We start from the raw sequence: 18,169 nt of genomic DNA on the forward strand, positions 1-18,169 counted from the left end.
CCCTGAGTGAGGACATGACGCGATGCCCGGCTGCCGCCACCGCTCGACGCCCAGTGCCAGGTGCTTCCCTGCCCGTGTGACCGGCTGAACCCGTGCGTGCCGGACGCGTCTTCGCGTACGGCGCCGCCGCCGGCCTCCTCGGTGACCTCCTCCTCGGCGATCCGCGCCGCGGACACCCGGTCGCCGCGTTCGGCCGTGCCGCGGGCGCCGTGGAACGGGTGCTGTGGCGGGACCACCGGGGCCGGGGCGCCCTGCACACCGCCGTGTGCGCCGGTGGCGCCGCCGCCCTCGGGCTGGCCGCCTCCCGTGCCGTACGCCGCTCCCCCGCCGCCTCCGTCGTCCTGACCGGCGCGGCCACCTGGGCCGTGGTCGGCGGCACGTCGCTCGCCCGTGAGGCCGGTGCGATCGGCCGTGCCCTGGAGGCGGGTGACGTCGAGGCGGCGCGGGCCCGGCTGCCGCACCTGTGCGGGCGGGACCCCGAGGCGCTGGACGCCGACGGGATCGCCCGGGCCGTCGTGGAGTCCGTCGCCGAGAACACCTCCGACGCGGTGGTGGGCGCCCTGGTGTGGGGCGCCGTGGCCGGGGTCCCCGGCCTGCTCGGCTTCCGGGCCGTGAACACCCTGGACGCGATGGTCGGCCACAAGTCGCCGAGGTACCGCCGCTACGGCTGGGCCTCCGCCCGCCTCGACGACCTCGCGGGCTGGCCGGGCGCCCGCCTCACCGCCGTCCTGACCACCGTCGCCGGCGGCGATCCGGGGGGCGCGGTACGGGCCTGGCGCTCGGACGCCGCACAGCACCCGAGCCCCAACGCCGGGCCGGTGGAGGCCTCGTTCGCGGGCGCCCTTGGCGTGCGGCTCGGCGGGACGCTCTCCTACGGCGGACGGGTCGAGCACCGGCCCGTCCTCAACGGCGCCGCGGGACGCGCCGTACGGGCCGGTTCCGGTGACATCGACCGGGCCGTGCGCCTGTCCCGGCGCGTGGGCTGGCTGGCGCTGGGCGTGTGCGCGGGCGCGCGGCTCCTCGCGCGCGGCATCGCCGGGAAGGGACGTACGTCATGAACGGTGGTCTGCTCGTCGCCGGCACCACCTCCGACGCCGGCAAGAGCGTCGTCACCGCCGGGATCTGCCGCTGGCTGGCGCGCCAGGGCGTGAAGGTGGCGCCGTTCAAGGCGCAGAACATGTCCCTGAACTCCTTCGTGACGCGCGACGGCGCGGAGATCGGGCGGGCGCAGGCCATGCAGGCCCAGGCCTGCCGCGTGGAGCCGACCGCGCACATGAACCCCGTGCTGCTCAAGCCCGGCGGGGAGCGCAGCAGCCAGGTCGTGCTGCTCGGCAGGCCGGTCGGCGAGATGAGCGCCCGCGGCTACCACGGCGGGCGACAGGAGCGGCTGCTCGGCACGGTGCTCGACTCCCTGGCCGAGCTGCGGAGTTCCTACGACGCGGTGATCTGCGAGGGCGCGGGCAGCCCGGCCGAGATCAACCTGCGCCGCACCGACATCGTCAACATGGGCATCGCCCGGGGTGCCCGACTGCCCGTCCTCGTCGTCGGCGACATCGACCGCGGGGGCGTCTTCGCCTCCTTCTTCGGCACGGTGGCGCTGCTCTCCCCCGAGGACCAGGCGCTGGTCGCCGGGTTCCTCGTGAACAAGTTCCGGGGCGATGTGTCGTTGCTGGAACCGGGGCTGGACATGCTGCACGGCCTCACCGGGCGGCGGACGTACGGCGTACTGCCCTTCCGGCACGGGCTCGGCATCGACGAGGAGGACGGACTCAGGGTCTCCCTGCGCGGGACGGTGCGGGAGTCGGTCGTCGCGCCGCCGGTCGGCGAGGACGTGCTGCGGATCGCCGTGTGCGCGGTCCCACTGATGTCCAACTTCACGGACGTGGACGCGCTGGCCGCCGAACCGGGCGTCGTGGTGCGGTTCGTGGACCGGCCGGAGGAACTGGCGGACGCCGACCTGGTGATCGTGCCGGGGACGCGCGGGACGGTGCGGGCACTGGAGTGGCTGCGGGAGCGGGGGCTCGCGGACGCGATCGCCCGCAGGGCCGCCGAGGGGCGCCCGGTGCTCGGGATCTGCGGCGGCTTCCAGCTCCTCGGCGAGCACATCGAGGACGAGGTCGAATCGCGCGCCGGGCACGTGGACGGGCTCGGACTGCTGCCCGTACGGGTGCGGTTCGCCCGCGAGAAGACCCTCACCCGGCCCGTGGGCGAGGCTCTCGGCGAGCCGGCCGAGGGGTACGAGATCCACCACGGGGTCGCCGAAGTGACCGGCGGCAGCCCCTTCCTGGACGGCTGCCGGGTCGGCCAGACCTGGGGGACGCACTGGCACGGTTCGCTGGAGTCGGACGGCTTCCGGCGGGCGTTCCTGCGCGAGGTGGCCGCAGCCGCGAGCCGCCGCTTCGTGCCGGCCCCCGACACCTCGTTCGCCGCGCTGCGCGAGGAGCAGCTCGACCGGCTCGGCGACCTGATCGAACACCACGCGGACACGGACGCGCTGTGGCGGCTCATCGAGTCCGGCGCGCCGCAAGGACTGCCCTTCATTCCACCGGGAGCGCCCGCATGAGCACAGTGTTGTTGTTGTCGACCGCCGACACGGACCTGCTGGCGGCCCGCGCGTCGGACGCCGCCTACCGGATCGGCAACCCGACCCGGGTCGACGTCCTGGAGGAGCTGCCGGGCCTCGTCGAGGGCGCGGACCTCGCCGTCGTGCGCCTGCTCGGCGGCAAGCGCGCCTGGGAGGACGGGCTGGCCGCGCTGAAGGCCGCCGGCATCCCGACCGTCCTGCTGGGCGGCGAGAGCGTGCCGGACGCGGAGCTGATGGCCGAGTCGTCCGTCCCGGCCGGGGTGGTGGCCGAGGCGCTGCGCTACCTGGTCGAGGGCGGCCCCGGCAACCTCACCCAGCTCGCCCGGTTCCTGTCGGACACGGTGCTGCTGACCGGCGAGGGCTTCGACGAGCCGGCGAAGATGCCGGAGTACGGCGTCCACGGCTCGCGGGGCCTCGTGCCGGGCCGCCCGACGGTGGGCGTGCTCTTCTACCGCGCCCACCAGCTGAGCGGCAACGCCGCCTTCGTCGACACGCTCTGCGACGCGATCGAGGCGCGCGGCGCCAACGCCCTGCCCGTGTACTGCGGTTCGCTGCGCGACGCGGACCCCGGCCTCTACGAGCTGCTGGGCCGGGCCGACGCCCTGGTCGCCACGGTCCTCGCGGCCGGCGGCACGCACGCCTCGCGGGCCTCGGCGGGCGGTGACGAGGAGGCCTGGGACATCGGCGCGCTGGCCGACCTGAACGTCCCGGTGCTGCAGGGGCTCTGCCTCACCTCCTCCCGGGCCGCCTGGGAGGCCTCCGACGCCGCCCTGTCCCCCATGGACGCGGCGATGCAGGTCGCGATCCCGGAGTTCGACGGGCGTCTGGTCACCGTGCCGTTCTCCTTCAAGGAGCAGGGCCCGGACGAGGTGCCGGTGTACGTCGCCGACCCCGAGCGGGCCGGACGGGTCGCCGGGATCGCCGTGCGGCACGCGGCGCTCGGGCACAAGGCGAACGCCGACAAGAGGCTCGCGCTGGTCTTCACGGCGTACCCGACCAAGCACTCCCGCGTCGGCAACGCGGTCGGCCTCGACACCCCGGCGTCCGCGGTGCGGGTCCTGGACGCCCTGCGGGACGCCGGGTACGGGGTCACCGGGTACCCCTCCGAGGGCGACGAGCTGATCCACCGGCTGATCGAGGCGGGCGGCCACGACGTGGAGTGGCTGACGGAGGACCAGTTGGCCGCCGCGCCCGCACGGGTGCCGCTCGCCGACTACCGGGCGTGGTTCGAGAAGCTGGACCCGGAGCTGCGGGAGAGCATGCGGGAGGCGTGGGGCGAGCCGCCGGGCTCGCTGTACGTCGACGGCGACGACATCGTGCTGGCCTCCCTCCGGTTCGGGAACGTCGTGGTGATGATCCAGCCGCCGCGCGGCTTCGGGGAGAACCCCATCGCGATCTACCACGACCCGGACATGCCGCCGTCGCACCACTACATGGCCGCCTACCGCTGGCTGGACGCTGCGACGTCGGAGGGGGGCTTCGGCGCCGACGCGATCGTGCACATGGGCAAGCACGGCACGATGGAGTGGCTGCCGGGCAAGGGCCTCGGCCTGAGCTCCGGCTGCGCGCCGGACGCCGTGCTCGGCGACCTGCCGCTGATCTACCCGTTCATCGTCAACGACCCCGGCGAGGGCACCCAGGCCAAGCGGCGCGGCCACGCCACCGTCGTCGACCACCTGGTGCCGCCGATGGCCCGCGCCGACACCTACGGCGACCTGGCCAAGCTGGAGCAACTGCTCGACGAGTACGCCCTCGTCTCCGACCTGGACCCGACGAAGGCGCCGGCGGTCCGCGCGCAGATCTGGACGCTGGTCAAGGCGGCCGAGCTCCACCACGACCTGCACGTGGACGACCAGCCGGACGACGACGACTTCGACGAGTTCGTCATGCACATCGACGGCTACCTGTGCGAGATCAAGGACGTGCAGATCCGCGACGGTCTGCACATTCTCGGCGGCGGCCCGGTCGGCGAGCCGCGCGTCAACCTCGTGCTGGCGGTGCTGCGCGCCTCGCAGGTCTGGGGCGGACAGGCCAACGCGCTGCCGGGCCTCAGGGCGTCCCTGGCCGAGCACTTCGGCCTGGTGGAGAAGGAACTGCTGGCCGAGCCCGGCGCCCCCGTGAAGGTGCCGGTGGAGCTGACAGAGCTGGTGGACGGCCCGGCCCGGTCGGCGGCCGACGCGATCGACCTGCTGGAGCAGCTGTGCCGGCGCGTCGCGGAGGGCATGGAGCTGCGGGCGTGGGACACGGCGGCCGTACCGGCGCTGGTGCGTGAGGTGCTGGGCACCGGACTCCCCGACGCGGTCGCGGTCCTGGAGTTCGCCTGCACCGAGGTCGTACCGAGGCTGGCGCGGACGACGGACGAGATCGGGCACATCCTGCGGGCCCTGGACGGCGGTTATGTCCCGGCGGGGCCGTCGGGATCCCCGACCCGCGGCCTGGTCAACGTCCTGCCGACCGGGCGGAACTTCTACTCCGTCGACCCGAAGGCGATCCCGTCCCGGCTGAGCTGGGAGGTGGGCCAGTCGCTGGCCGACTCGCTGGTCCAGCGGTACCTGAGCGACACCGGCGAGTACCCGAAGTCCGTCGGCCTCACGGTGTGGGGCACGTCCGCGATGCGCACCCAGGGCGACGACATCGCCGAGATCCTGGCGCTGCTGGGCTGCCGTCCGGTCTGGGACGACGCCTCGCGCCGGGTGACGGGCTTCGAGGTGGTCCCGGTCGCGGAGCTGGGCCGGCCGCGCGTCGACGTCACGGTGCGCATCTCGGGCTTCTTCCGGGACGCCTTCCCGCACGTGGTGGGGCTGATCGACGACGCGGTGCGGGCGGTGGCGGAGCTGGACGAGCCGGCCGAGTCGAACTACGTGAAGGCGCACGCCGACGAGGACACCGCCGAGCACGGCGACCGGCGCCGGGCGACCTCCCGCATCTTCGGCTCCAAGCCGGGCGCGTACGGCGCCGGTCTGCTGCCGCTGATCGACGCGCGCAACTGGCGCAGCGACGCGGACCTCGCCGAGGTGTACGCGGTGTGGGGCGGTTACGCCTACGGCCGCGGTCTGGACGGGCGGGCGGCGCGCGGGGACATGGAGACGGCGTTCCGGCGGATCGCGGTGGCCGCGAAGAACGTGGACACGCGTGAGCACGACCTCGTGGACGCCGACGACTACTTCCAGTACCACGGCGGCATGGTCGCGATGGTGCGCCACCTGACGGGCGAGAGTCCGCAGGCGTACGTCGGCGACTCCGCCACCCCGGACCAGGTGAAGACGCGGACGCTGGGCGAGGAGACGCACCGGGTCTTCCGCGCGCGGGTGGTCAACCCCCGCTGGATGGCCGCGATGCGGCGCCACGGCTACAAGGGCGCCTTCGAGATGGCGGCCACCGTGGACTACCTCTTCGGGTACGACGCCACGGCCGGGGTCGTGGACGACTGGATGTACGAGCGGCTCAGCGCCGAGTACGTCTTCGCCCCGGAGAACCGGGACTTCATGAAGAAGTCCAATCCCTGGGCGCTGCGCGGCATCACCGAGCGGCTGCTCGAGGCCGCCGACCGCGGCCTGTGGGCCGAACCGGACGCGGAGACGCTGGAGCGGCTGCGCGCCACCTATCTGGAGCTCGAAGGCGACTTGGAGGGCGACGACAAGTGAGTACCCCGTTCCCGTTCACGGCCGTCGTGGGCCAGGACGACCTGCGGCTGGCGCTGCTGCTGAACGCCGTCTCGCCGGCGGTCGGCGGTGTGCTGGTGCGCGGTGAGAAGGGCACGGCCAAGTCCACGGCCGTGCGTGCGCTGTCGGCGCTGATGCCGGAGGTGGACGTCGTCTCCGGCTGCCGTTTCTCCTGCGACCCCGACTCCCCCGACCCGGGCTGCCCGGACGGTCCGCACGCGCCGGGTGCCTTCGCCTCGCGCCCGGCGCGCATGGTCGAGCTGCCCGTCGGCGCCTCCGAGGACCGGCTGGTGGGCGCCCTCGACATCGAGCGGGCGCTGTCGGAGGGCGTGAAGGCCTTCGAACCGGGCCTCCTCGCCGACGCGCACCGCGGGATCCTGTACGTCGACGAGGTCAACCTGCTCCACGACCACCTGGTCGACCTGCTACTGGACGCCGCCGCGATGGGCGCCTCCTACGTCGAGCGTGAGGGCGTGTCGGTGCGACACGCCTCGAAGTTCCTGCTGGTCGGCACCATGAACCCCGAAGAGGGCGAGCTGCGGCCGCAGTTGCTGGACCGGTTCGGCCTCACCGTCGAGGTCGCCGCCTCGCGCGAGCCCGACCAGCGGGTGGAGGTGGTACGGCGCCGGCTGGCCTACGACGACGACCCGGCCGCCTTCGCCGCGCGCTGGGCCGACGAGGAGGCCGCCGTACGGGCGCGGATCGTGGCGGCGCGGGAGCTGCTGGCGTCGGTGCGCCTCGGCGACGGGGCGCTGCGGCAGATCGCGGCGACCTGCGCGGCCTTCGAGGTGGACGGCATGCGGGCCGACATCGTGATGGCTCGGACGGCGACCGCGCTCGCGGCGTGGGCGGGGCGGACGGAGGTGCTCGCGGAGGACGTACGGCAGGCGGCGTTGCTGGCGCTGCCGCACCGGCGGCGGCGCAATCCCTTCGACGCCCCCGGGCTGGACGAGGACAAGCTGGACGAGACGCTGGAGGAGTTCGGCGGGCAGGACGACCAGGGCGGGGACGGGGGCGGGGACGACGATCCCGATCCGGGTCCCGGTGGCGGTCCAGGTGGGCAGCCCGAGCCCGACGACGCGCCGCAGGGCGACGGTGACGCGGCCGCGCGGCCCGAGGACGGGGAGGGCGGGGAGCCGCAGCCGTCCGGTTCCGGTGCCGGGGAGCAGCGGCCGGCGCGTGCCGCCGAGCCGTTCCGCACCAAGGTGCTCAGCGTCCCGGGGTTGGGCGAGGGTGCCGCCGGGCGGCGGTCCCGCGCTCGGACCGAGCACGGGCGCACCACCGGGGCCCGCCGTCCCCGGGGCGCCCTGACCAAGCTGCACCTGGCGGCCACCGTGCAGGCCGCCGCCCCGCACCAGCGGGCGCGGGGCCGCAGCGGGCCGGGGCTCGTGGTGCGCCGGGACGACCTGCGGCAGGCGACGCGCGAGGGGCGTGAGGGGAACCTCGTGCTGTTCGTCGTGGACGCCTCCGGATCGATGGCCGCGCGGCAGCGGATGAGCGCCGTCAAGGGCGCCGTGCTGTCGCTGCTGCTGGATGCCTACCAGCGCCGGGACAAGGTGGGGCTGGTGACCTTCCGGGGCTCGGCCGCGGATGTCGCGCTGCCGCCGACCTCGTCGGTGGACGCGGCGGCGGTCCGGCTGGAGTCGCTGCCGACGGGCGGGCGTACGCCGTTGGCCGCCGGGCTGCTGCGCGCGCACGAGGTGCTGCGGGTGGAGCGGCTGCGGGATCCCGCGCGGCGGGCGCTGGTCGTGGTGGTGACGGACGGGCGGGCCACGGGCGGTCCCGAGCCCGTGGCGCTGGCCTCGCGTGCGGCGCGGCTGTTCGCCGCCGACGGTGTCGCCTCGGTGGTCGTGGACTGCGAGTCGGGGCCCGTGCGGCTCGGGCTCGCCGGGCGGCTCGCCGGTGAGCTGGGCGGTACGGCGGTGACGCTGGACGAACTGCGGGCGGACTCCATCGCCGGGCTGGTCAAGGACGTACAGGCGAGCAGGAGGGCCGCGTAGTGCCGCAGGGGAAGCCGAGTGTCGTTCCGGACGACGGGCTGACGACGCGTCAGCGGCGCAACCGTCCGCTGGTCGTGGTGCACACGGGCGTCGGCAAGGGCAAGTCCACCGCCGCCTTCGGGCTCGCGCTGCGCGCCTGGAACCAGGGATGGCCGATCGGGGTGTTCCAGTTCGTCAAGTCGGCCAAGTGGAAGGTCGGCGAGGAGAACGCGCTGCGGGTGCTGGGCGCCAGCGGCGAGGGCGGGCCGGTCGACTGGCACAAGATGGGCGAGGGCTGGTCCTGGGTCCAGCGCGACGCCCAGATGGACAACGAGGAGAAGGCCCGCGAGGGCTGGGAGCAGGTCAAGCGGGACCTGGCCGCCGAGACGTACAGGCTGTACGTGCTGGACGAGTTCGCCTATCCGATGCACTGGGGGTGGGTCGACACCGATGAGGTGGTGTCGGTGCTGCGGGAACGGCCGGGGACGCAGCACGTCGTGATCACCGGGCGGAACGCGCCCGGGAAGCTGGTCGACTTCGCCGATCTCGTCACCGACATGTCCAAGGTCAAGCATCCGATGGACGCGGGGCAGAAGGGGCAGAGGGGCATCGAGTGGTGAGCTCCTCCGACTCCGCCGCCGTTCCCCGGCTGGTCGTCGCCGCGCCGTCGTCCGGGAGCGGCAAGACCACCGTCGCCACCGGGCTGATGGCCGCGCTCACGGCGCGCGGGTTCGCCGTGTCCCCGCACAAGGTCGGGCCCGACTACATCGACCCCGGCTACCACGCGCTCGCCACCGGGCGGGTGGGGCGCAACCTCGACGCGTACCTGTGCGGGCCCGAGCTGGTCGGGCCGCTGTTCCTGCACGGGGCGCGCGGGTGCGACATCGCCGTGGTCGAGGGTGTGATGGGGCTGTACGACGGGGCCGCCGGTGAGGGCGAGCTGGCGTCCACCGCGCAGGTCGCGAAGCTGCTGCGGGCGCCGGTGTTGCTGGTCGTGGACGCGTCGTCGCAGGCGCGGTCGGTGGCGGCGTTGGTGTACGGGTTCGTGTCCTGGGATCCGGAGGTGCGGATCGGGGGCGTGATCCTGAACAAGGTGGGGTCCGATCGGCACGAGGCGTTGGTGCGGGAGGCGGTGGACTCCGTCGGGGTGCCGGTGCTGGGGGTGTTGCGGCGGGCCGCGCCCGTGAAGACGCCTTCTCGGCATCTGGGGTTGATACCTGTTGCCGAGCGGGGCTCGGACGCGGTGGACGCCGTGGCGGCGATGGGTGCACAGGTTGCCGCAGGGTGTGACCTGGAGGCGTTGGTCGGGTTGGCGCGGGCTGCCGGGCCGTTGCCAGGGGGCTCCGCCCCGTGGACCCCCGGGCCTGTGCCCACCCACCACCCGACTCGGTCGGTCAGGAAGTCGACGCCACGCGTCGCGATTGCCGCCGGGGCCGCCTTCACCTTCTCCTACGCCGAGCACGCCGAGTTGCTCGCCGGTGCCGGGGCCGAGGTCGTCACGTTCGACCCGTTGCGGGACGAGGAACTGCCGGAGGGCACTGGGGGGCTCGTCGTCGGGGGTGGGTTTCCCGAGGTGTACGCCTCCGAGCTGTCCGCCAACGAGGGGCTGCGGAAGTCCGTCGCCGAGCTGGCGCTCGGCGGTGCTCCGGTCGCCGCCGAGTGTGCGGGGCTGCTGTATCTGTGCCGGGAGCTGGACGGGTTGCCGATGTGCGGGGTGCTGGACGCCTCCGCGCGGATGTCGGAGCGGCTGACGCTGGGCTACCGGGACGCCGTGGCCGTGTCCGACAGCGCGCTGGCCGCCGCGGGGACGCGGATGCGGGGGCACGAGTTCCACCGGACGGTGGTGGAGCCGGGGGCCGGGGCGGCGCCGGCGTGGGGGATGCGGGCGCCCGAGCGGCGCGTCGAGGGATTTGTGGAGCGCGGTGTGCACGCGAGCTATCTGCACACGCACTGGGCGGCGGAGCCCGGTGTCGCCCGTCGGTTCGTGGAGAGGTGCCGGACGTCATGAGCAGCAGGCTGGTCGGGGTCGGGGTCGGGCCCGGGGATCCGGAGCTGGTGACCGTGAAGGGCGTGGGCGCGCTGCGGGACGCCGATGTCGTGGTCGTGCCGGTGATGGACACAGGGGAACGCGGGCGCGCCGAGGCGACCGTGCTGCACTACGTGGGCGCCGGGAAGGTCGTACGGGTCGTGTTCGCGCTGAACGAGCGCACCGACCGGGCGCGGCGCGAGGCGGCCTGGGACGCGGCCGGGGAGCGCGTGGCGGGGCTGCTGCGGGAGCACTCCTCCGTCGCCTTCGCGACCATCGGGGACCCCAACGTGTACTCGACCTTCACCTATCTCGCGCAGACCGTCGGCGTGCTGGTGCCGGGGACCGTCGTGGAGACCGTGCCGGGGATCACCGCGATGCAGGACCTCGCGGCGCGGTCGGGGGCCGTGCTGACGGAGGGCACCGAGCCGTTGACGCTGGTGCCGGTCACCGCGGGAGCCGCCGTGCTCAAGGAGGCGTTGCGGGGGCCGGGCACGGTCGTGGCGTACAAGTTCGGCCGGCAGGCGGCCGAGGTGGCCGAGGCGCTGCGGGAGAGCGGGCGGCTGGAGGACGCCGTGTGGGGGTCGGCGCTGGGGCTGCCGGAGGAGTCGGTGCGGCCGGCCGGGGAGCTGGACGGGGCGCCGTTGCCGTATCTGTCGACGCTCATCGCGCCCGCCCGGCGCGAGGCCGGGCGGGGCGGGAAGTTGTGAGCGCCCGTGGTTCGTGGCGCTCACTCGGCGATGCCCACCACCAGCCAGATGAACGCCGCGCCCGCGACCGTGCACAGCAGGGTCGAGCGGGCGGGGTGCTCGTGGTGCGCCTCGGGGAGGATCTCCGCCGCGGCGAGGTAGAGCAGCACTCCGCCGAAGAGGCCGAGGTAGGCGCCGAGCGCTTTCTCCGGGATGGTGAACAGAAGGGTGGAGGACGCGCCGACGACGGGGGCCAGCGCGTCGGCGACCAGCATAGCGATGGCACGGCGGCGGGCGTTGCCGTACAGGCTGGTCAGTGTGTAGGTGTTGAAGCCGTCCGCGAAGTCGTGGGCGATCACGGCCATCGCGACCGCCGCGCCCATGCCGCCGCCGACCTGGAAGGCGGCGCCGATCGCCACGCCGTCCATCGCGCTGTGCCCGACCATCGCGGCCGCGGCCGTCAGGCCCACCTCGGGCGAGCGCCCGCCGTGCTCGTCGGCGCCGTGTGCGGCGCGGCGGGCCGCCAGCAGCCGTTCCACGAGGTGCGCGAGCAGGAATCCGGCGACGAAGAGCAGCAGTGCCGCGGGTACGCCGAACACCTCGTCGCCCGCCGCCTCCAGGGCCTCCGGCAGCAGGTCGAGGCCGACGACGCCCAGCATCAGGCCGCCGGCCAGTCCCAGGACCAGGTGGCGCCGGTCGGTCACGCGCTGTGCCGTCCAGCCGCCGGCCAGCGTCATCAGGAACGCGCCGAGCGCGACGAAGACCGCCATGGGCCCTTGGTATCCGATCACGCCGCGTTCACGCGCGTACGACAGCAGCAACCGCAGTAAATATGCGCAGGATGCGCAGGAGAGGACCTTGAACGATGGATTCCGAGGCCAGGGTGACTTTCGTCGGTGCCGGTCCCGGCGCCGCCGACCTGCTGACGTTCCGTGCGGCGCGTGCCATCGCCGAGGCGGACGTGGTGATCTGGGCGGCGAGCCTCGTCCAGGCGGAGGTGCTCCACCACGCGCGGGAGGGTGCCGAGGTGCTGGACTCGGCGACGATGTCGCTGGAGGACGTCGTCGCCGTGTACCGGCGGGCCCGCGAGGAGGGGCTGCGGGTGGCCCGCGTCCACTCCGGCGACCCGGCGCTGTGGGGCGGTACGCAGGAGCAGCTCGACCGGTGTGCGGCGATCGGCGTCGCGACCGAGGTGGTGCCCGGCGTCTCCGCGTTCTCCGCGGTCGCGGCGCTCGCGCAGCGGGAGCTGACCGTCCCGGAGGTCGCGCAGTCCGTGATCCTCACCCGGCTCGGCGGGGGCAAGACGCCGATGCCGCCCGGGGAGGAGGTCCGCGAGTTCGCGAAGCACGGCACGACGATGGCGGTCTTCCTGTCGGCGGCGCGCAGCGGCCAGTTGGTGCGGGAGCTGCTGGAGGGCGGTTATCCGATGGACACGCCGGTCGTCGTCGCCCATCAGGCGACCTGGCCGGAGGAGCTGGTCGTGCGGTGCACGATCGGGACGCTGGAGGAGACGGTCAAGGAGCACAAGCTCTGGAAGCACACCCTGTTCCTGGTCGGCCCGGCGCTCGACGCGCACGGCACCCGCTCGCACCTCTACCACCCGGGGCACTTCCACGGCTATCGCAAGGCCGATCCCGAGGCGCGGCGGGAGCTGCGCTCGCGGGGTGCGCGCACGTGATCACCGTAATGGGGATGGGGGCCGCCTCCTCCGGTGCGGCTCCCGCCGGGGACGTCGCCGCCGGTGCGGAGCTGGTCGTCGGCGGGCGGCGGCACCTGGACGCCGTACGGCTGCCGGAGGGCGCGCGCACGGTCGTCCTCGGGGCGTTGGCGCCCGCCCTCGACACGGTCGCGGAGTACGTCGCCGAGGAACGGCCGGTGACCGTGCTGGCCTCCGGTGATCCGGGGTTCTTCGGGATCGTGCGGGCGCTGGCCGAGCGGTTCGGTCCCGAGCGGCTGGACGTGCGGGCCGGGGTCTCCTCCGTCGCGGCGGCCTTCGCGCGGGCCGGGCTGCCGTGGGACGACGCCGTGGTGGCGAGCGCACACGGGCGGGACCTCAGGACGGCGGTGCACCTGTGCCGGGCGCACCCGAAGGTCGCCGTGCTGACCGGCCCCGGGGCCGGTCCGGCGGAGCTGGGGGCCGCGTTGCGGGACACCGGGCGGGTGTTCGTCGTCGCCTCCGCGCTGGGGTCCGCCGGGGAGCGGGTGGAGCGGGTGACGCCCGCCGAGGCCGCCGGACGGGACTGGGGCACGGCGGTGAGCGTGGTGCTGTGCCTGGACGGGGCGCGGGCGCTGGGGCCGGTGCGGGCGGTCGCGGGGCCGCGGCCGGGGCCCGCGGGCTGGGCGCTGGACGAGTCGGAGTTCGCCCACCGCGACTCGATGATCACCAAGTTCGAGGTACGGGCGCTGGCGCTGGCCCGGATCGGGCCCCGGGCCGGCGACCTGGTGTGGGACGTCGGCGCGGGTTCCGGGTCCGTGGCCGTGGAGTGCGCGCGGCTGGGTGCCGCCGTCACCGCCGTCGAGAAGACGCCGGACGGGGCCGAGCGGGTCCGTGCCAACGCCGCCGCGCACGGTGTCGACGTACGGGTCGTGCAGGGGGTGGCGCCCGCGGTGCTGGCCGGTCTGGGCGAGGACCCCGACGCCGTGTTCGTGGGCGGTGGCGGGCGCGAACTGCCCGCGATCGTCGCCGGGTGCGCGCGGCGGGCCCGGCGCGCCGTGGTCGTCGCCGTGGCCGCGCTGGACCGGGTCCCCGCGGCCCGCGAGGCGCTGCTCGGCGCCGGTCTCGAGTGCGGCGGGGTGCTGTTGCAGTCCTCGCGGCTCGCGCCGCTGCCGGGGGACGTGACCCGGCTCGCGGCGACCAATCCCGTCTTCCTGCTGTGGGGCGTCAGGCCGCACGGCCGTACCGAAGGAGTTGCCCCTTGATCGGCCTCATCTCCGCCACGGCGGCGGGAGCGGCGGCGCGGGACCGGCTGGCCGCGGCGTGGCCGGGGCGCACGCGGGTGTACGGGGGTCCCGTCGCGGACGCCGTGCGGACCGCGTTCGCCGAGTGCGACCGGCTCGTGTGCTTCCTGGCCACGGGCGCCGTGGTCCGGCTGGTGGCGCCGCTGCTGGACGACAAACGGACCGACCCGGGTGTGGTGTGCGTCGACGAGGGCGGGCGGTTCGCCGTGTCGCTGGTCGGCGGGCACGGGGGCGGCGCCAACGAACTGGCCCGCGCGGTCGGCGAGGTGCTGGGCGCGGAGCCGGTGGTGACGACGGCGACCGACGCCGTCGGGCTGGCCGGCCTGGACACGCTCGGGCTGCCCGTCGAGGGCGATGTCGCCGGGGTGTCGCGGGCCCTGCTGGACGGCGAGCCGGTGGCCCTGCGGGCGGAGGTGGCCTGGCCGCTGCCGCCGCTGCCGGTGGTGCGGGAGGGGGCCGGCACGGCGTATGCGATCCGGGTGACGGACCGTGTGGTGGAACGGGCCGGGGGCGAGGTCGTCCTCAGGCCGCCGTCCCTGGTCGTCGGCGTCGGCGCCTCCAGGGGGGCGCCGGTGGACGAGGTGCTGGGGCTGGTGGAGGCCGCCCTGTGCGACGCCGGGCTGTGCGCCGCGTCGGTCGCCGAGCTGGCCACCGTGGACGCCAAGGCGGAGGAGCCGGGGATCGTCGGGGCCGCCGGGCGGCTGGGTGTGCCCCTGGTGACGTACCCGGCAGGGCAGTTGGCGGGCGTCGAGGTGCCCAACCCGTCCGACGCGCCGCTCGCGGCCGTGGGCACCCCGTCGGTGGCGGAGGCGGCGGCCCTGGTGGGCGGGGGCGAACTCCTGGTGCCCAAGCGGAAGTCGGCAGCGGTGCCCGCGACGGCGACCTGCGCGGTCGTACGGCGTCCTGGGCGCGGGCGGCTCGCGGTGGTCGGGCTCGGCCCCGGCGCCCGGGACCTGGTGACGCCGCGGGCACGGGCGGAGCTGCGGCGGGCGTCGGTGCTGGTCGGCCTCGACCAGTACGTCGACCAGATCCGCGATCTGCTGCGGCCCGGCACACGGGTGCTGGAGTCGGGGCTCGGCGCCGAGGAGGAGCGGGCCCGCACGGCGGTCGAGCAGGCGCGGCGCGGGCATGCCGTCGCGCTGATCGGCAGCGGGGACGCCGGGGTGTACGCCATGGCCTCGCCCGCGCTGGCCGAGGCGTCCGACGACATCGACGTGGTCGGGGTGCCGGGCGTGACCGCGGCGCTGGCGGCCGGGGCGATCCTGGGCGCGCCGCTGGGCCACGACCACGTGTCGATCAGCCTGTCCGACCTGCACACGCCCTGGGAGGTCATCGAGCGGCGGGTGCGGGCGGCGGCCGGGGCGGACCTCGTCGTGACCTTCTACAACCCGCGCAGCCGGGGCCGGGACTGGCAGTTGCCCAAGGCGCTGGCGATCCTCGCGGAGCACCGGGAGCCGACGACTCCGGTGGGCGTCGTGCGCAACGCGTCGCGCGCCGACGAGTCCAGCCGCCTGTCGACGCTCGGCGCTCTCGACCCGGCGACCGTCGACATGATGACCGTCGTGACGGTGGGCAACACCGCGACCCGGGAGATCGCCGGGCGCATGGTGACGCCGCGCGGCTACCGCTGGCAGGAGGACCCGGCGACCCGCCGCTCCCCTGCCGCCCCTTCCCTGGCCTCCGCGTCCGGGACGTTCGATTCCGAGAAACCCGAGGAGAACCTGTGACGACCCCGCCCGCCCTGCTCATCGCCGGACACGGCACCCGGGACGAGGCCGGAGCCGAGGCGTTCCGCGACTTCGTGCGCGAGCTGGGCCGACGCCACCCCGGGCTGCCCGTCGCGGGCGGCTTCATCGAGCTGTCCCCGCCACCGCTGGGCGATGCGGTCGCCGAGCTGGTCGAGCGCGGTGTGCGCCGGTTCGCGGCGGTGCCGCTGATGCTGGTGTCCGCCGGGCACGCCAAGGGCGACATACCTGCGGCGCTGTCCCGCGAGAAGGAGCGCCACCCCGGCATCTCCTACACGTACGGGCGTCCGCTGGGTCCGCACCCGGCGCTGCTGCGGGTCCTGGAGCGGCGCCTCGCCGAGGCGGTCGACCCGTCCTGGGACCCGTCCGAGGTGACCGTGCTGCTGGTCGGGCGCGGGTCGACCGATCCGGACGCGAACGCCGAGGTGTTCAAGGCGGCGCGGTTGCTGTGGGAGGGGCGCGGTTACGCGGCCGTGGAGACGGCGTTCGTGTCGCTGGCGAAGCCGGACGTGCCGGGCGGCCTGGACCGGTGCGTGCGGCTGGGGGCGCGGCGGGTGGTCGTGCTGCCGTACTTCCTGTTCACCGGCATCCTTCCGGACCGGGTCCGGCACCAGACCGAGGAGTGGGCGGGCGCGCACCCGGAGACGCAGGTGCGGTCGGCGGACGTCATCGGTCCCGAGCCGGAGCTGCTCGACCTGGTGTGGGAGCGGTACGAGGAGGCGGTGAAGGGCGATCTGCGGATGAACTGCGACAGCTGCGTCTACCGCATCGCACTGCCGGGGTTCGAGGACAAGGTGGGGCTGCCGCAGCAGCCGCACTTCCACCCCGACGACGACGGCGACCACCACCACGGGCACCATCACGGGCATGGACACGCACACTCCCACGCACACTGAGACCGGGACCGGACCCGGCGGCCCGGATCTGCGGCACCACGGGGACGCCGAGGTGCGCGACGACGGTTCGGCGCTGGTGGACCTCGCGGTGAACGTCCGCACCGGTACTCCCCCGGCCTGGCTGCGGGAGCACGTCGCCGCCTCGCTCGGCTCGCTCGCCGCCTACCCGGACGGGCGGGCCGCGCGGGCGGCGGTGGCGGCGCGGCACGGGCTGCCGGTGGAGCGGGTGCTGCTGACGGCGGGCGCGGCGGAGGCGTTCGTGCTGCTGGCGCGGGCGCTGGAGGTGCGCCGGCCGGTCGTGGTGCACCCCCAGTTCACCGAGCCCGAGGCGGCGCTGCGGCACGCGGGGCACACGGTCGACCGGGTGCTGCTGCGGGAGGCGGACGGTTTCCGGCTCGACCCGGCGGCCGTGCCGGAGGACGCCGACCTCGTGGTGGTGGGCAACCCGACGAACCCGACGTCGGTGCTGCACCCCGCGGGCGTGCTCGCGTCACTGGCGCGGCCCGGCCGGACGCTGGTCGTGGACGAGGCGTTCATGGACGCGGTGCCGGGTGAGCGGGAGGCGCTGGCCGGGCGGACGGACGTGCCCGGCCTGGTCGTCCTGCGCAGCCTCACCAAGACGTGGGGCCTTGCGGGGCTGCGCATCGGGTACGTGCTGGCGGACCCGGAGACGGTCGGCGCGCTGGAGCGTGCCCAGCCGCTGTGGCCGGTGTCCACTCCGGCGCTGGCGGCGGCCGAGGCGTGTGTGGCGCCGCGGGCGCTGGCGGAGGCCGCCCACGCCGCCCACCGCGTCGCCGCCGACCGGGACCGCCTGGTCGCCGGGCTCGCGGGATTCGCCGGGGCCGGGCTCCGGGTCGCCGGTCCGGCCGAGGGTCCCTTCGTCCTGGTCCGCGTCCCGGACGGCGCCGCCGTACGGCACCGGTTGCGGGGTCTCGGGTACGCGGTGCGGCGCGGGGACACGTTTCCGGGGCTGGGCGAGGAGTGGCTGCGGCTGGCGGTACGGGACCGGGCGACTACGGACGGCTTCCTGAGCGCGCTCCGGCGGGCGATGACGTCGACGGAACCGGCCTGAGGCGCGCGGCCCCCGGCCGCGTCTCCGCCTGGCGCCAGGCCCAGGACGCCCACGCCCACCGGCACCAGAGCGGCAACACACGGCATCGCCGAACCACCGCCGCCCCCGGCGGCAACCGCCTCCCCCACGGCGCGCCCCGCACGCAGCCCCCGCCGGAAACAACCCGAGCCGACACGGCCCCGGCCGACCCCGACCGCGACACACGGCCTCGCGGAGCTGCCGCCGCCCCCGCCACGACCGGCCTCCCTCACGCCGCGCGCCTTCGCACGGCGCCCCCACCGGGACCAACCCGAGCCCGACCCGACCCCGGCCGGCCCCCGGCCGCGCGTCAGCCGCGCCTGCGCCTGGCCAGGAACAGGGCGCCACCGCCGCCAGAGCAGCCACCCCGACCGCGACACACGGCGTCGCCGAACCACCGCCGGCCCCAGCCGCGCCGCCTCCCCGCAGCGCGCCCTCACGCAGCCCCCACCGGGACCAACCCGAGCCCGACCCGACCCCGGCCGGCCCCCGGCCGCGCGTCAGCCGCGCCTGCGCCTGGCCAGGAACAGGGCGCCACCG

The 18,169-nt window shown here is 75.3% G+C and carries 13 protein-coding genes; 12 read left to right on the forward strand and 1 reads right to left on the reverse strand.

The genetic code is table 11. From position 1 onward, the window contains the following. Positions 1 to 92: 92 nt before the first annotated feature. From ACIQFU_RS31975 to cobI, 7 genes are read left to right on the forward strand one after another with little or no spacing between them, the layout of a single operon-like run. Positions 93 to 1,058 carry a cobalamin biosynthesis protein gene (locus ACIQFU_RS31975; protein WP_402556207.1) on the forward strand — a complete coding sequence of 322 codons (966 nt, stop codon included), beginning with the start codon at positions 93 to 95 and terminating at the stop codon, positions 1,056 to 1,058. Continuing rightward, complete coding sequence (locus tag ACIQFU_RS31980; RefSeq protein WP_402556209.1) at positions 1,055 to 2,563, forward strand: cobyric acid synthase; 1,509 nt, start codon at positions 1,055 to 1,057, stop codon at positions 2,561 to 2,563. Before ACIQFU_RS31975 ends, ACIQFU_RS31980 begins: the two co-directional genes overlap by 4 nt. Next, positions 2,560 to 6,228, forward strand: a complete 3,669-nt coding sequence (gene cobN / locus ACIQFU_RS31985) for a cobaltochelatase subunit CobN (RefSeq protein WP_402556211.1) — start codon at positions 2,560 to 2,562, stop codon at positions 6,226 to 6,228. Before ACIQFU_RS31980 ends, cobN begins: the two co-directional genes overlap by 4 nt. Beyond that, on the forward strand, positions 6,225 to 8,246 hold the full coding sequence (locus ACIQFU_RS31990; protein WP_402556212.1) for a putative cobaltochelatase: 2,022 nt from the start codon (positions 6,225 to 6,227) through the stop codon (positions 8,244 to 8,246). Before cobN ends, ACIQFU_RS31990 begins: the two co-directional genes overlap by 4 nt. Continuing rightward, positions 8,246 to 8,845 (forward strand): cob(I)yrinic acid a,c-diamide adenosyltransferase, encoded by a 600-nt coding sequence (cobO, locus tag ACIQFU_RS31995; protein WP_402556214.1) that lies wholly within the window; start codon positions 8,246 to 8,248, stop codon positions 8,843 to 8,845. The genes ACIQFU_RS31990 and cobO overlap by 1 nt, the downstream gene beginning before the upstream one ends. After that, a complete protein-coding gene (locus ACIQFU_RS32000; RefSeq protein ID WP_402556216.1) occupies positions 8,842 to 10,233 on the forward strand; it encodes a cobyrinate a,c-diamide synthase in 1,392 nt (463 codons plus the stop codon). The genes cobO and ACIQFU_RS32000 overlap by 4 nt, the downstream gene beginning before the upstream one ends. Next, positions 10,230 to 10,961 carry a precorrin-2 C(20)-methyltransferase gene (gene cobI / locus ACIQFU_RS32005; RefSeq protein WP_402556218.1) on the forward strand — a complete coding sequence of 244 codons (732 nt, stop codon included), beginning with the start codon at positions 10,230 to 10,232 and terminating at the stop codon, positions 10,959 to 10,961. Before ACIQFU_RS32000 ends, cobI begins: the two co-directional genes overlap by 4 nt. Before the next feature lie 20 nt (positions 10,962 to 10,981). On the opposite strand, the gene ACIQFU_RS32010 is transcribed toward cobI, so the two are convergent. Continuing rightward, complete coding sequence (locus ACIQFU_RS32010) at positions 10,982 to 11,710, reverse strand: ZIP family metal transporter (protein ID WP_402556220.1); 729 nt, start codon at positions 11,708 to 11,710, stop codon at positions 10,982 to 10,984. Positions 11,711 to 11,805: 95 nt separating this feature from the next. On the opposite strand from ACIQFU_RS32010, the gene cobM reads away from it, so the two are divergent. From cobM to cobC, 5 genes are read left to right on the forward strand one after another with little or no spacing between them, the layout of a single operon-like run. Beyond that, entirely contained in the window at positions 11,806 to 12,618 is an 813-nt protein-coding gene (gene cobM, locus ACIQFU_RS32015) for a precorrin-4 C(11)-methyltransferase (RefSeq protein ID WP_402556222.1), read from the forward strand. Further along, a complete protein-coding gene (cbiE, locus tag ACIQFU_RS32020; RefSeq protein ID WP_402556224.1) occupies positions 12,615 to 13,859 on the forward strand; it encodes a precorrin-6y C5,15-methyltransferase (decarboxylating) subunit CbiE in 1,245 nt (414 codons plus the stop codon). Before cobM ends, cbiE begins: the two co-directional genes overlap by 4 nt. Further along, entirely contained in the window at positions 13,856 to 15,625 is a 1,770-nt protein-coding gene (gene cobJ, locus ACIQFU_RS32025; protein ID WP_402556225.1) for a precorrin-3B C(17)-methyltransferase, read from the forward strand. Before cbiE ends, cobJ begins: the two co-directional genes overlap by 4 nt. Beyond that, positions 15,622 to 16,539 (forward strand): sirohydrochlorin chelatase, encoded by a 918-nt coding sequence (locus ACIQFU_RS32030; protein ID WP_402556227.1) that lies wholly within the window; start codon positions 15,622 to 15,624, stop codon positions 16,537 to 16,539. Before cobJ ends, ACIQFU_RS32030 begins: the two co-directional genes overlap by 4 nt. Next, a complete protein-coding gene (cobC, locus tag ACIQFU_RS32035; RefSeq protein WP_402556228.1) occupies positions 16,511 to 17,611 on the forward strand; it encodes an Rv2231c family pyridoxal phosphate-dependent protein CobC in 1,101 nt (366 codons plus the stop codon). Before ACIQFU_RS32030 ends, cobC begins: the two co-directional genes overlap by 29 nt. Positions 17,612 to 18,169 lie beyond the last annotated feature (558 nt).

The sequence above is a fragment of the Streptomyces sp. NPDC093065 genome (assembly GCF_044754585.1).
Taxonomy (GTDB): domain Bacteria; phylum Actinomycetota; class Actinomycetes; order Streptomycetales; family Streptomycetaceae; genus Streptomyces.

Excerpts from the sequence above, each read along its gene's own strand:
- ACIQFU_RS31980 (WP_402556209.1), top strand. The coding sequence starts at position 1,055 with ATGAACGGTGGTCTGCTCGTCGCCGGCACCACCTCCGACGCCGGCAAG.
- cobN (WP_402556211.1), top strand. The coding sequence starts at position 2,560 with ATGAGCACAGTGTTGTTGTTGTCGACCGCCGACACGGACCTGCTGGCG.
- cobI (WP_402556218.1), top strand. The coding sequence starts at position 10,230 with ATGAGCAGCAGGCTGGTCGGGGTCGGGGTCGGGCCCGGGGATCCGGAG.
- ACIQFU_RS32010 (WP_402556220.1), bottom strand. The coding sequence starts at position 11,710 with ATGGCGGTCTTCGTCGCGCTCGGCGCGTTCCTGATGACGCTGGCCGGC.
- cobM (WP_402556222.1), top strand. The coding sequence starts at position 11,806 with ATGGATTCCGAGGCCAGGGTGACTTTCGTCGGTGCCGGTCCCGGCGCC.
- cobC (WP_402556228.1), top strand. The coding sequence starts at position 16,511 with ATGGACACGCACACTCCCACGCACACTGAGACCGGGACCGGACCCGGC.